This window comes from Rheinheimera gaetbuli (assembly GCF_054781935.1).
On sequence record NZ_BAAGTL010000006.1, the window covers coordinates 49,028 to 61,854 of the forward strand.

Sequence of the window (12,827 nt, forward strand, 5' to 3'; positions counted from 1 at the left end):
TTAGGGGCTCCATTTGCAAAACAGAGAGTATTTTCCATTGAACGGCATTCAGCGTTTGCTGGAAGTTGGACTGATTATTTTTTCTGGCTTTGGCTTGTTTTTGTTACTTGCATTACTGTCATTTGACCCGGCCGATCCTAGTTGGTCGCAGACTGGTTATCAGACCGATATTCGCAATTATACTGGGCCAATTGGTGCCTGGCTTGCGGATCTGTTGTTGTTCAGTTTTGGTTGGATAGCATATCTGGTGCCTTTTTTAGTCGCATTTAGCGGATTTTTATTATTTAAGCGTTTTCACGATTTGATGCAATTAGACTATCTGATTTTAGGCCTGCGCCTGATAGGGTTGATGCTAACGTTGCTATCGGCTACGGCGATCAGCAGCATTAATTTTAATGACATTTTTTATTTTTCGTCCGGTGGTGTAGTAGGGGATGTGGTTAGCAATACATTGCTGCCATACTTTAATTTTGTCGGCACTATTTTGGTATTGCTCATTGGTTTTGCCACCGGCTTAACCTTTATGACCGGTATATCCTGGTTCTCAGTGGCAGATGCGCTTGGCGCAGCATGCTTTAACGCTGCGTATTTTATTGCCAGTATTCCTGCCCGAATTAAGCAGCGTCAAGCTGATGATTACGATCCATTCTCAGCAGAGCAGCAATTGGCTGATGAGCCGGTTAAAGCGCTGACAAAAACACCAGCAGTCGAAAAAACAGCGCTAGCTGAGCCGTTTGTTTCTGCCAGCCGTGTTGAGCCGCTGCCGATTAAACCGCTTGATGTTAAAACGCAGGCAAAAGCCTATTATGCAGTGGATACGTTGGCAGACGAGCAGTTATCGTTTAGCGCTGTCGACGAGCCTGACAATGATCAACGCTGGGCTGAAACATTGCAGCAACTTGAATTACCGCCAGAGACTGAGCAAGAAGCAATATTAACTGCTGTGACCGACGATGAGGATGACGGTCTGGAGGTATCACATCTGCTCGAAGAGTTACCATCGTTGGCGCTGCTGGACCGCCCCGATAAAGCTGTTAACCCGATTGACCCGGCAGACTTAGAGCGCGTGTCACGTCTGGTAGAAGCCAAATTGCTCGATTTTAATGTTGAAGCGCAAGTAGTTGGGGTGCATCCGGGGCCGGTGGTTACCCGATTTGAGCTGGATTTAGCGCCTGGCGTTAAGGTGAGTAAAATTACCGGCCTGGCCAAAGATTTGGCCCGCTCGCTGTCAGCTATCAGTGTGCGCGTAGTTGAAGTGATACCGGGCAAGTCTTTTATTGGACTGGAGCTACCAAATAAACACCGTGAAATAGTGCGGCTATCTGAAGTGATTGGCGATGAGGTTTTCGATAACTCTAAATCGCCGCTGACGATGGTGCTGGGTAAAGATATTGCCGGAAAATCGGTGGTAGCTGATCTGGCGAAAATGCCACATTTACTTGTTGCTGGTACTACCGGCTCAGGTAAGTCTGTTGGCGTTAACGTGATGATATGTAGCTTACTGTATAAATCGACACCTGATGACGTGCGCTTTTTAATGATCGACCCGAAAATGCTTGAGCTGTCTATCTATGAGGGCATTCCTCATTTGTTAACTGAAGTTGTTACTGATATGAAAGATGCGGCCAACGGTCTGCGTTGGTGTGTAGGTGAAATGGAGCGTCGTTACAAACTGATGTCGGCGCTGGGGGTGCGTAACCTGAAAGGTTACAATGCGAAAATTAACGATGCCATAGCCGAAGGTTTGCCCATTAAAGACCCGTTATGGCGTCCGTCGGATGATATGCGTACTGAAGCACCATTATTGCAGAGATTACCCGCTATTGTCGTAGTAATCGACGAATTTGCTGACATGATGATGATCGTGGGCAAAAAAGTGGAAGAACTGATCGCGCGGATAGCACAAAAAGCACGGGCAGCCGGTATTCATTTAATTTTGGCGACACAGCGCCCCTCGGTTGATGTGATTACCGGTCTTATTAAAGCCAATATTCCAACCCGGATTGCCTTTCAGGTCTCATCAAAAATTGACTCCCGTACTATTCTTGACCAACAAGGTGCAGAAAGTTTGTTAGGGCAGGGCGATATGTTGTATCTGCCGCCGGGCTCGGGTGTACCAACACGGGTGCACGGCGCTTTTGTTGACGACCATGAAGTACACGCAGTCGTGGCGGATTGGAAAAAACGCGGCAAACCCAATTATGTGGCGGAAATTCTAAGCGGTGAAACAACAGAAGAAAACTTGTTGCCTGGTGAAACACTCGAAGGCGACGATGGTGAAGCCGATCCATTATATGACCAGGCCGTAGCCTTTGTTATTGAATCACGCCGGGCTTCAGTGTCTGGGGTGCAGCGTAAATTTCGTATCGGGTACAACCGTGCAGCGCGCTTAGTCGAGCAAATGGAACAAGGTGGTATCGTCAGTGGTCCTGGCCACAATGGCAATCGTGAAGTAATAGTGCCGGGCGGTCCGGCAAAAGGATATTAAATGGCAGTAAAATGGCTAGTATCAGCCCTACTATGCCTGCCGCTTTTGGCACAGGCACAAGATGCAGCGCAATTGCTGCAGCGTAAACTGGCAACCATTAAAACCTTTTCTGCCAGTTTTGAGCAGCAGGTTTTTGATGCCGGACAGCAAGTCCTGCAGCAAGGCAAAGGCCAGTTGTTAATTAAGCAGCCAGCGTTATTTAGATTCGAAACCACAGAGCCAGAGCCAAACGTGTTTATTGGCGATGGCCAAACGTTGTGGTTTTACAATGAAATTCTGGAACAATTAACGATATATGACGCCGCAGCTGAAGTGAACCGTACGCCTTTTGTGTTGTTAACCTCAACCAAAGCAGAGCTTTGGGCGCAGTATAATGTAACCCGTGATGCCGAGCAGTTTGTAATAAGCGCTAAAGATCCAGACAGTATGGTTAAACAGCTGATTTTACGGTTTTCTGGTGACGCGCTGGCGAACATGCAAGTGGTCGATATTAACACCCAGCGCAGCGAGTTTAACTTTACTACGGTGCAATTGAATATTGCACTGGAGGATAGTTTGTTTTCGTTTGAACCGCCGGCGGGCACCGATATTGATGATCAACGGCAGCGTTAGACTGTGAATACACTGGATTTAGATTTTGCTGAAGATTTTCGCCCTTTAGCGGCGAGAATGCGCCCTCGCACACTAAGTGAATATGCCGGACAGCAACATCTTATTGCCCCTGGTACTGCGCTGCATAAAGCGATTAGCGCTGGCAAAGTTTTCTCACTTATCCTATGGGGGCCACCGGGCACCGGTAAAACCACATTGGCAGAGGTTATCGCCAGTCACGCCGATGCCGCTATTATTAAATTATCGGCGGTAACCTCGGGTATAAAAGATATTCGTGAGGCGATAAGCGCGGCTCAGCAGCGGGCACAACAGTATCAGCAGCGCACCCTGCTATTTGTTGATGAAGTGCATCGGTTTAACAAAAGCCAACAGGACGCCTTTTTACCCTATATTGAAGATGGCACCATTACCTTTATAGGTGCCACCACTGAAAATCCGTCTTTTGCACTTAATAATGCTATTTTATCCCGGGCTCGGGTTTGCGTGCTCAAACCGCTAAGTGACGCTGACTTGCAACAAGTACTGACCAGTGCGCTTAACGATAAAGAGCGTGGACTTGGTAATGACGCCATAACACTGACGGCACAGGCGCAGCAGTTGTTGTTACAATTGGCAGCAGGTGATGCTCGTAAGTTACTCAATTTATTAGAGCAAGCGGCTGAGCTAACCGAACCTGAAATTACCGATGACGGTACTATCAAACAAATCAGTTTCACCACCCTAAAACACCTGGTGCCCAAGCAGTTACCTGGCTTTGATAATCAGGGCGATATGTTTTTCGATTTAATTTCGGCATTTCATAAATCTGTGCGGGGCTCAGATCCTGATGCGGCCCTGTATTGGTATTGTCGTATTCTGGCCGGTGGTGGTGACCCGCTATATGTAGCCAGGCGTCTATTGGCGATTGCCAGTGAGGACATCGGCAATGCTGACCCACGCGCATTAACGCTGGCATTGAATGCCTGGGATACCTTTGAACGGGTCGGGCCAGCGGAAGGCGAACGTGCTATTGCACAAGCCGCGGTTTATTTAGCCCTGGCACCAAAAAGCAACGCAGTTTACAGCGCGTTTAATCAATTGAAGCAGTTGGTAACAGAGCATCCGGATTATGAAGTGCCGCTGCATTTACGTAATGCGCCAACCGCACTTATGCAACAACTTGGCTTTGGTAAGGGCTACCGCTACGCGCATGATGAGCCAGGTGCCTATGCAGCCGGAGAACGCTACTTACCGGCAGAGCTGGCAGGGTTACGCTTTTATCAACCGGTAGAGCGCGGCATGGAGAAACAGTTGGCTGAAAAGCTACAATATTTACGCGCACTGGATGCGCAAAGCCCGCAAAAGCGAGACGAATAGTGTTAACCTATCTTGCTATCGGATTGGGCGGCGCCGTTGGTGCCTGTTTGCGTTATGCCTGTAACGAGGCTGCGCTGAATGTTTTCGGTAAATCATTCCCTTTTGGTACTTTGCTGGTTAATATTCTCGGCTCTTTTATTTTAGGTTTTTTATATGCGCTGCTCAGTACCGGTGCGCTCTCTGCTACGCCCTGGCGTGCGCTGGTGGCAATAGGTCTGATTGGCGCTTTTACCACCTTCTCCACGTTTTCGTTGGATACGGTGTTGTTATTGCAGCAAGGGGCTGTATTAAAGGCGCTGATTAATGTGTTTTTAAATGTGCTGTTATGTTTAACGCTTGCCTGGTTAGGGCTTAAACTGGGTTCAATGAAGTAATTACTATGTTAGATGCAAAATTTTTACGTAACGAATTAACTGAAACTGCTGCTCGCCTTGCAAAGCGCGGCTTTGTGCTGGATGTGGCACGGTTAACAGAACTTGAAGAGCTGCGCCGCAAGCTGCAGGTTGATACGCAGGAGCTGCAAAATCTGCGCAATACCAAGTCCAAAGCGATTGGGCAGGCAAAAGGTCGTGGCGAAGATATCGCTCCGCTTTTAGCTGAGGTAGACGGTTTAGGTGCAGCTTTGGATGCGGCTAAGCAACAACTTGATACTGTGCTGGCCGAAGTTGAGCAGATTGCACTGACGATACCTAACTTACCCGATGTATCTGTACCAGAAGGTAAAGATGAAACAGAAAATGTTGAAGTACGTCGGGTTGGCAGCCCTCGTCAGTTTGATTTTGATGTAAAAGATCATGTAGCTTTGGGCGAGGCGATAGATAACGGCCTGGATTTTGAAAGTGCAGTTAAGCTTACCGGTTCACGTTTTGTCGTCATGCGTGGCAAAATTGCCCGGTTGCACCGTGCCTTAACACAATTTATGCTTGACCTGCATACCACTGAACATGGTTACACTGAACTGTATGTGCCTTATCTGGTAAATCATACCAGCTTGTACGGTACGGGTCAGTTACCCAAGTTTGGTGCCGACTTGTTTCACACCCAGCCTGCAACAGAAGAGGGCCAGGGCCTGGCTCTTATTCCAACCGCTGAAGTACCTGTGACTAATCTGGCGCGTGACACTATTTTTGATGTCAGTGAGCTACCGCAGCGCTATACCGCACATACGCCGTGTTTCAGAAGCGAAGCGGGCTCTTACGGTCGCGATACTCGTGGCTTAATTCGTCAGCATCAGTTTGATAAAGTTGAGCTGGTGCAGTTGGTACAACCTCAGCACGCAATGCAGGCGTTAGAGCAGTTGACAGGCCACGCTGAAAAGGTGCTGCAATTACTCGATTTACCGTATCGTGTTATGTTGCTATGCACCGGCGATATGGGCTTTGGCTCATGCAAAACCTACGATCTTGAAGTTTGGCTGCCAGCGCAAAATACCTACCGTGAAATTTCGTCTTGCTCCAATATGGGCGAGTTTCAGGCGCGTCGGATGCAAGCGCGTTATCGCAGTCCAGATATGAAAAAACCAGAGTTGCTTCATACGCTTAATGGTTCAGGGTTGGCAGTGGGTCGCACCCTTGTAGCGATTTTGGAGAATTATCAGCAAGCCGATGGCAGTGTGTTGGTACCACAAGCGCTTCACAGTTACATGGGTGGTGTTGAACTGCTTAACTGAGTTAAACAGCAACAATTTTGCGCCATTCCGTTGTATTGCGGGATGGCGTAAAGCAAGGAAATGCGCATGGCAAAAAAAGGTCGAAAAAGCGCTGAGAAGCCTAACGCTGTGCTAATGCGTGGTATTTTTCTGGCAGTTATCTTTGGTATTATTGTCATATTTGTCATCGTTACATTAGAGCCTATTGTTGCCATTTTACGTGACACTTTTTGACGTGTTGCTTAGTTAGAGACACTTTGCAGGCTTTGGCAATCCGGCAATGCGCGTAGCCTGCTTAGCGGGGCCTTGCGGAAATAACAAAAACAGATATTTACTGTTACCTTTGTCTGCACCTAACTGCTGTGCCATGGCCTTAACCAGTAATCTAATAGCGGGTGAGGTATTAAACTCCAGATAAAACTGTCTGACAAAATGCACGACCTCCCAATGTGCGGCGCTGAGCGTGATATTTTCCAAAATAGCAAAAGCCTCAGCAACCTGTTCGTTCCAGTCATTTAAGTGTGCCAGATAACCATGTTTATCCAACATTAGTGTTTGTCCGTTCACGATTAAGGTATTTAGTTCTGCCACAGCAACACCTGTTGGGCTTTAATGGTTAATGCAACCCAGGTTGCGTCATCGATTATTTTAATGTGCTGCTGCTCGGGCAGGCCTCGCAGTAGCATATCGCTTTGCAATGCATAGACATGTTGCACAGGCCAGTTAATATCCTGGCGTATACTTAGCCATACGGCATCCTGACGCAGTAAAATACCGTCCTCTGGCCAGCAAATAGTCGTCAGGTCAGCCAGGGAAAGAGTAGGCTGGATCAGGGTAATTAATTTCATCAGCTGCAAATCACCTGCTGTTGTTGGCTTATCAGATGCTGTATTTGTTGGGCGTCCAGCAGTTTTACGGCAATATTAAGCTGTATTGGCTGAATATTTCTTTGCAACAATGAGGTTTGGCATACATACACCTGCTCGATATCGTACAAGCTAAACAGTTTAAAGCTACGCGGATACGCTTTTAATTTAAGCTCAGGCTGGTCTACTGTTGGCAGTAACTGATATACCGCATCAGCCCTAAATAGCACGCTCACTTTGTGTTCTACTGCTGCCAGGGCCAAAAGCATGTCCAATGCTTCACGACCGTGGCTGCTGTTAAAAGGCGCATGACGCTGAATAAGGAGTATATTGCGCATTAAAACTGCACCAGTCTATCAATTTTGCTCTGGCGCATAGCAAATTCAGCTAAGCCTGCTCCGGTATAGCCGCTACGGGCCGGCATTTTAGCAGATACGACACCACGCTTTTCAGCCGCAGTGATACAAAATAGTAACGGTATCTGCTGTTTTTGGCAAAAGTCTGCCAGCTCGGCGCTTAAATCGGGCTCATCAGCAGGCAAATCTATATTCGCTGCCGCTTGTAGCACTGCATCATGATATAAAAAAATGTGATCAATGCTATGGCCTGTTAGCAGCACTGCGCGGGCAAATTGCAGCGCACTGCTAAGGCTTTGGCTGGCAAAACCCGGTGAGGTTAGCAGCAATGCAAAGGTTTTCATCGGTATTCCACTAGTATTGGTTGATCTATCCGGCAATAAAAAGCCCCGACTGGCGGGGCATTTTATCGGATTGTGTCAGCTTCGCAAAGCGGGTTGCTTAGTCATCGCTACTAAATACACCTAACAGCTGCAGCAAATTAACGAAGATGTTAAAGATATTCAGGTACAGGCCGACTGTAGCGCGAATATAATTTGTTTCTCCGCCGTTGATTATACGGCTGGTATCAAACAGGATCAGTGCTGACATAATAAGAATGATGGCTGCAGATATTGCCAGGCTTAGTGCCGGTATTGCCAGAAAAATATTGGCCAGTGCCGCAACCAACACCACTATCAGACCAACCATCAAAAAACCACCCATGAAGGAGAAGTCTTTACGAGTGGTTAATGCATAGGCTGATAAACTGAAAAAAATCAACGCTGTACCACCTAGCGCTTGCATGATCATGGCTGGGCCGTTAGCTAAACCCGCATAGTAATTTAACATTGGGCCAAGTGATGCGCCCATTAAACCGGTAAAAGCAAAGACCCAGAAAATGCCACTGGCAGAGTCAGCCTTTTTATTAACTACAAACAACATAATAAAACCAGCGACAAAACAGCCAAGTGATACCATTGGCGACATGTTCATCGCCATTGCTAATGCAGCTGAAATGGCGCTTAGCGTTAGTGTCATTGCTAGCAGAAAATAGGTATTGCGTAATACTTTGTTTATTTCAACACTGCGACCGGCGGTGTCGAGGGTGGTTGTGTCTCTGTATGACATAGTAATGTCCTCCTGATACAAAGGTTTAATAGCTCATCTGACTGTATCATACTGACTAAGTTCCCACTGAGCCAGTGTTAGCAGCGAAATTTTGTAGCACTTAGACATTTTTTTGAATTTAACACTTTCTTTTACCGGTGTTAGTGATTAATATACGCGTCGCCGGAGGGATGGCAGAGCGGTTTAATGCACCGGTCTTGAAAACCGGCGTGGGTTAATAGCCCACCGAGAGTTCGAATCTCTCTCCCTCCGCCACTAAAACCACCGTTAAGGTGGTTTTTTTGTTTTATAGCTATTTGTCTGCCATAAATGCACTTTTATGCTGATTAATTAGCCGGATATACAGCTTATTGCCGATTTACTAAGCAAACAGCGTAAAATTGCAAAAAAGGCCTTTACAACAGCTTAGTCAGTTCTTAATATGCGCCCCATATCGCGGAGGGATGGCAGAGCGGTTTAATGCACCGGTCTTGAAAACCGGCGTGGGTTAATAGCCCACCGAGAGTTCGAATCTCTCTCCCTCCGCCATCTCATTGCAATTCAGAAATACCTCGCTGAGATATTATTACTATACTGATTCAGTAGATTTTTCAGCTTATTGATTTCAAATCATTAACCTTTCTGGCACACTAAGCACCAACTGTTCAAAACAGCGATTTTCTAGGTAATTGGGTTAGCAATACTGGCCGCCCTCGGCTATGCTAGACATCAATAATTATACTAATAACCAGTGATTCGGAGAGGCTAAATTGATTAACGTCCTGTTAGTTGATGACCATGAGCTTGTACGTACTGGGATCAGTCGCATACTAATGGATGAGCGCGGTATCAAGGTGATAGGCGAGGCTGGCTCTGGAGAGGAAGCATTGCAATTTTGTCGTCAGCATGAACCTGATGTGGTGTTGATGGACATGAATATGCCAGGCATGGGTGGTATGACGGCCACGAAGCGTATTTTACATTACTGTCCCGACACGAAGGTTTTGGCACTATCTGTATCCTGTGAAGAGCCGGTACCCACTAAAGTCATGCAATTGGGTGCTGCTGGTTTTATATCTAAAAATTCGCCACCCAAAGAAATGGTTGCCGCTATTCGTAAAGTGTATTCCGGTGCCAGGCATATTTCAGATGAAGTAGCACAGAAAATGGCCATGAGTAAGGTCAATAATAACAGCCAAAATCCGTTTGATGATTTATCTGATCGTGAGCTGCAAATTATGCTGATGATTACGCAAGGCCAAAAGGTGAATGATATTGCTGAACAGCTGAATGTTAGCGCAAAAACAGTTAATTCTTATCGCTACAGGATGTTTGAAAAGTTGGCAATTAGTGGTGATGTTGAACTTACACATCTTGCGTTACGCCACGGTATGATCGACATCGCCAAAGCCTGATGTTTGACGCAAAAACATTTTTACAGGCTGTACCTCGTCAGCCCGGCGTTTATCGTATGTTAAGCAGTGCGGGGCAGGTCATTTATGTTGGCAAAGCCAAAGATCTGCGCGCCCGCTTAAGCAGTTATTTCCGTTCTCAGCTTGACAGCATTAAAACCCGCTCGCTGGTTAGTCAGATTGCAAATGTCGAATACACGCTAACCCACAGCGAGACTGAAGCGCTGATCCTGGAAAATAACCTGATAAAACAGTTTATGCCGCGCTACAACGTGTTGTTGCGCGATGATAAGTCTTACCCCTATATTTTGCTGACTGAACATAAACACCCCAGGATTGGTTCGCATCGAGGGCCCCGCAGTAAGGCGGGGCAGTATTTTGGTCCTTATCCTAATGCTGGTGCGGTTTGGCACAGTTTAAAAACGCTGCAAAAAATCTTCCCTATACGCCAATGTGAAGACGGCTTTTATCGTGCCAGAACCCGGCCTTGCCTGCAGTATCAGTTAAAACTGTGTTCCGCGCCCTGTGTTGGCAAAATCTCCGATGATGATTATCAACAGTTGGTGCGGATGGCTGCGTTGTTTTTACGCGGTAAAAACCAGCAGGTTATAGATGATTTAGTGCAAGCTATGACACAAGCCAGTGAACAACAGCAGTTTGAGCTGGCCGCCCAGTATCGCGATAAAATTTTGGCGCTGCGTAAAGTACAGGAGCAACAAAGTGTCAGCGGTGAACATGATGAAATGGATGTAATCGGTTTTGTTTATTCACACGGTGTAGCAGCGGTGCATGTGCTGTTTGTACGTCAGCAAAAAGTGATGGGCAGCAAGGCATACTTTCCCAAAGTGCCTGCTGATACCGCAGAACCGGAAATCCTCACTGCTTTTTTATTACAGTTTTATCTCGACGGCTACGGTGCCCAACAATTGCCACGCGAAATAGTGATTGCGCAACCTCTTGTTGAAATAGATATAGTGGCAACGGCTATCAGTGAGGTTGCCGGGCGCAAAGTACGTCTTACCTACGCGCAACGCGGCGAAAAGGCGCAATACCTCAGTCTGGCACAAAAAAATGCGCAGCTAGCGTGTGACAATAAACAATCTTTGTCGCAAAAAATGGCACTGCGCTATCAGCAACTACAACAACTGTTACAACTAGATGACGCTATCGGGCGGATGGAGTGTTTTGATATTAGCCATACCATGGGGCAGGCGACAATAGCATCCTGTGTGGTGTTTGATGGCACAGGGCCAAATAAAGCACAATACCGGCGTTATAATGTTACCGGAATAACCGGAGGCGATGACTATGCCGCCATGCAGTTTGCGCTACAAAAGCGTTATGGCAAGTTGCAAGATACTGAAAAAATTCCGGATATTATTTTTATTGATGGTGGCCAGGGGCAACTGAATATTGCTATAGCGCAATTTGCCAATTGGCCGCATGAGAAAATGCCGCTGCTGGTAGGCGTTGCTAAAGGCACCAGCCGCAAACCGGGGCTTGAAACGTTAATTTTGGCGCAACGTGGTCATAGTATTAACTTGCCTGAAGATGCACCAGCCTTACACTTAATTCAACAGATCCGTGATGAAGCGCATCGGTTTGCTATTACCGGCCATAGAAATAAACGTGGTAAAGCACTGGTGAAAAGCCCGTTAGAGCAGGTAAAAGGTATTGGAGAAAAACGTCGGCAGGCTTTGTTGCAATATCTTGGTGGCTTGCAAGGTGTGATGCAAGCATCGGTAGTTGAACTGGCGTCAGTGCCAGGAATTTCAAAGGCGCAGGCAGAAAACATTTACCATGCCTGTCATAACAAGTAGCATAACGGCATTGTCGCTGTTGAGAACAATAAGATGTGGAATATTCCCAACCTGCTTACCCTGTTCCGGTTATTTCTTATTCCGGTATTTATTTTGTGTTTTTATTCGGGTTTAGATAATGCCCGCTTTTGGGCCGCTTTCGTATTTTGGCTGGCGGCCATTACCGATGCATTGGACGGCTATCTGGCGCGTAAACTGGAGCAATCTACACCTTTTGGTGCTTTCCTTGATCCGGTAGCTGATAAGGTTATGGTAGCAGTGGCGCTGGTATTGATTGCTGCCGACAGTGCTTCGCTGTGGATAACTATTCCGGCCATAATAATGATTAGCCGGGAGATTGTCATTTCAGCATTGCGGGAATGGATGGCTGAACTGGGTAAACGTGCCAATGTAGCGGTGTCTAACCTTGGCAAATATAAAACCATTGCACAAATGTTGGCGCTGATTGGCCTCATTTGGCAGCCTGAGCATTGGCTGGTCAGTTGGTTTACACCGGCTGGTATGGTTTTGTTGTATCTGGCGACAGTATTAACCATCTGGTCTATGTACAGTTATTTAAAAGCTGCCTGGCGTGATTTGATAGATTAATTGCTGTTTTTGTTGCTATTTAGCGCAACTCAGTCAAATTTTAATCAGTCAGTCATAAAAGCAAAATTTATTATTGACTGGCACAATTAAAACAGTAGAATGCGTCACGTGTTAAGGCACATGGCTACAAACGTTGCGAGTATAGCTCAGCTGGTAGAGCGCGACCTTGCCAAGGTCGAGGTCACGAGTTCGAACCTCGTTACTCGCTCCAACTCTTCTTAAGAGTGGAAATTGTTTGATTGGCGGGTTGGCAGAGTGGCCATGCAGCGGATTGCAAATCCGTCCACCTCGGTTCGACTCCGGGACCCGCCTCCATAACACAGTGTTTTGGTAAGTTAAAATAGAAAAGTTGTCTGCCCGGGTGGTGAAATCGGTAGACACAAGGGATTTAAAATCCCTCGCTCGAAAGGGCGTGCCGGTTCAAGTCCGGCCCCGGGCACCATTACTCTGTAAGAGTAATTACCAGATTTTTGCGAGTATAGCTCAGCTGGTAGAGCGCGACCTTGCCAAGGTCGAGGTCACGAGTTCGAACCTCGTTACTCGCTCCAAATACGCAAAAGCGCAGCCAATTGGCTGCGCTTTTGCGTTTCTA

At 46.9% G+C, this 12,827-nt stretch carries 13 protein-coding genes, 6 tRNA genes and 2 pseudogenes; 16 read left to right on the plus strand and 5 right to left on the minus strand.

The features are described from left to right. Positions 1–100 precede the first annotated feature (100 nt). The 7 genes and pseudogenes from ACYVIC_RS05200 to ACYVIC_RS05230 form a co-directional block, all read left to right on the plus strand. Positions 101–505 (plus strand): annotated as a pseudogene (locus ACYVIC_RS05200) (DNA translocase FtsK 4TM domain-containing protein); the annotation flags it as partial. A 396-nt stretch (positions 506–901) separates the two neighbouring features. Further along, positions 902–2,488, plus strand: a pseudogene (locus tag ACYVIC_RS05205) (DNA translocase FtsK); the annotation flags it as partial. Further along, positions 2,489–3,100 (plus strand): outer membrane lipoprotein chaperone LolA, encoded by a 612-nt coding sequence (gene lolA, locus ACYVIC_RS05210; protein WP_460857903.1) that lies wholly within the window; start codon positions 2,489–2,491, stop codon positions 3,098–3,100. It abuts the pseudogene before it with no gap. A 3-nt stretch (positions 3,101–3,103) separates the two neighbouring features. After that, positions 3,104–4,456: a replication-associated recombination protein A gene (locus ACYVIC_RS05215; RefSeq protein WP_460857905.1), complete on the plus strand. Its 1,353-nt coding sequence runs from the start codon at positions 3,104–3,106 to the stop codon at positions 4,454–4,456. Continuing rightward, on the plus strand, positions 4,456–4,830 hold the full coding sequence (gene crcB, locus ACYVIC_RS05220) for a fluoride efflux transporter CrcB (protein ID WP_460857907.1): 375 nt from the start codon (positions 4,456–4,458) through the stop codon (positions 4,828–4,830). Before ACYVIC_RS05215 ends, crcB begins: the two co-directional genes overlap by 1 nt. A 5-nt stretch (positions 4,831–4,835) precedes the next feature. Then, a complete protein-coding gene (serS, locus tag ACYVIC_RS05225; RefSeq protein WP_460857908.1) occupies positions 4,836–6,125 on the plus strand; it encodes a serine--tRNA ligase in 1,290 nt (429 codons plus the stop codon). 66 nt (positions 6,126–6,191) lie between these two features. Further along, a complete protein-coding gene (locus ACYVIC_RS05230; protein WP_460857910.1) occupies positions 6,192–6,338 on the plus strand; it encodes a hypothetical protein in 147 nt (48 codons plus the stop codon). 12 nt (positions 6,339–6,350) lie between these two features. On the opposite strand, the gene ACYVIC_RS05235 is transcribed toward ACYVIC_RS05230, so the two are convergent. From ACYVIC_RS05235 to ACYVIC_RS05255, 5 genes are all read right to left on the minus strand, one after another. Further along, positions 6,351–6,695, minus strand: coding sequence for a TusE/DsrC/DsvC family sulfur relay protein (locus tag ACYVIC_RS05235; protein WP_460857911.1), 345 nt, complete (start codon positions 6,693–6,695; stop codon positions 6,351–6,353). Continuing rightward, positions 6,683–6,952 (minus strand): DsrH/TusB family sulfur metabolism protein, encoded by a 270-nt coding sequence (locus tag ACYVIC_RS05240; RefSeq protein ID WP_460857913.1) that lies wholly within the window; start codon positions 6,950–6,952, stop codon positions 6,683–6,685. The genes ACYVIC_RS05235 and ACYVIC_RS05240 overlap by 13 nt, the downstream gene beginning before the upstream one ends. Continuing rightward, positions 6,952–7,308 (minus strand): sulfurtransferase complex subunit TusC, encoded by a 357-nt coding sequence (tusC, locus tag ACYVIC_RS05245; RefSeq protein ID WP_460857914.1) that lies wholly within the window; start codon positions 7,306–7,308, stop codon positions 6,952–6,954. The genes ACYVIC_RS05240 and tusC overlap by 1 nt, the downstream gene beginning before the upstream one ends. Beyond that, positions 7,308–7,670: a sulfurtransferase complex subunit TusD gene (gene tusD / locus ACYVIC_RS05250; RefSeq protein ID WP_460857916.1), complete on the minus strand. Its 363-nt coding sequence runs from the start codon at positions 7,668–7,670 to the stop codon at positions 7,308–7,310. The genes tusC and tusD overlap by 1 nt, the downstream gene beginning before the upstream one ends. 97 nt (positions 7,671–7,767) lie before the next feature. Next, the gene (locus tag ACYVIC_RS05255; protein ID WP_460857918.1) at positions 7,768–8,436 is read right to left on the minus strand and encodes a Bax inhibitor-1/YccA family protein; all 669 of its coding nucleotides are present in this window, start codon (positions 8,434–8,436) and stop codon (positions 7,768–7,770) included. Positions 8,437–8,600: 164 nt separating this feature from the next. Between ACYVIC_RS05255 and ACYVIC_RS05260 the strand changes: the two genes are divergently transcribed. The 9 genes from ACYVIC_RS05260 to ACYVIC_RS05300 all read left to right on the plus strand — a co-directional run bounded on the left by ACYVIC_RS05260 (position 8,601) and on the right by ACYVIC_RS05300 (position 12,783). Beyond that, a tRNA-Ser gene (locus ACYVIC_RS05260) sits at positions 8,601–8,691 on the plus strand. 182 nt (positions 8,692–8,873) lie between these two features. Further along, positions 8,874–8,964, plus strand: a tRNA-Ser gene (locus ACYVIC_RS05265). A gap of 221 nt (positions 8,965–9,185) precedes the next feature. After that, on the plus strand, positions 9,186–9,830 hold the full coding sequence (uvrY, locus tag ACYVIC_RS05270; RefSeq protein WP_460857920.1) for a UvrY/SirA/GacA family response regulator transcription factor: 645 nt from the start codon (positions 9,186–9,188) through the stop codon (positions 9,828–9,830). Next, positions 9,830–11,647 carry an excinuclease ABC subunit UvrC gene (gene uvrC, locus ACYVIC_RS05275; protein WP_460857922.1) on the plus strand — a complete coding sequence of 606 codons (1,818 nt, stop codon included), beginning with the start codon at positions 9,830–9,832 and terminating at the stop codon, positions 11,645–11,647. The genes uvrY and uvrC overlap by 1 nt, the downstream gene beginning before the upstream one ends. Before the next feature lie 33 nt (positions 11,648–11,680). Beyond that, complete coding sequence (gene pgsA, locus ACYVIC_RS05280; RefSeq protein WP_460857923.1) at positions 11,681–12,235, plus strand: CDP-diacylglycerol--glycerol-3-phosphate 3-phosphatidyltransferase; 555 nt, start codon at positions 11,681–11,683, stop codon at positions 12,233–12,235. A gap of 135 nt (positions 12,236–12,370) precedes the next feature. Next, a tRNA-Gly gene (locus tag ACYVIC_RS05285) sits at positions 12,371–12,446 on the plus strand. Positions 12,447–12,476: 30 nt separating this feature from the next. Next, positions 12,477–12,550: transfer RNA gene (locus ACYVIC_RS05290), tRNA-Cys, on the plus strand. Between the two features lie 40 nt (positions 12,551–12,590). Next, positions 12,591–12,677: transfer RNA gene (locus ACYVIC_RS05295), tRNA-Leu, on the plus strand. 30 nt (positions 12,678–12,707) lie between these two features. Further along, positions 12,708–12,783 (plus strand) — tRNA-Gly (locus ACYVIC_RS05300). The last annotated feature ends 44 nt before the right edge of the window (positions 12,784–12,827 follow it).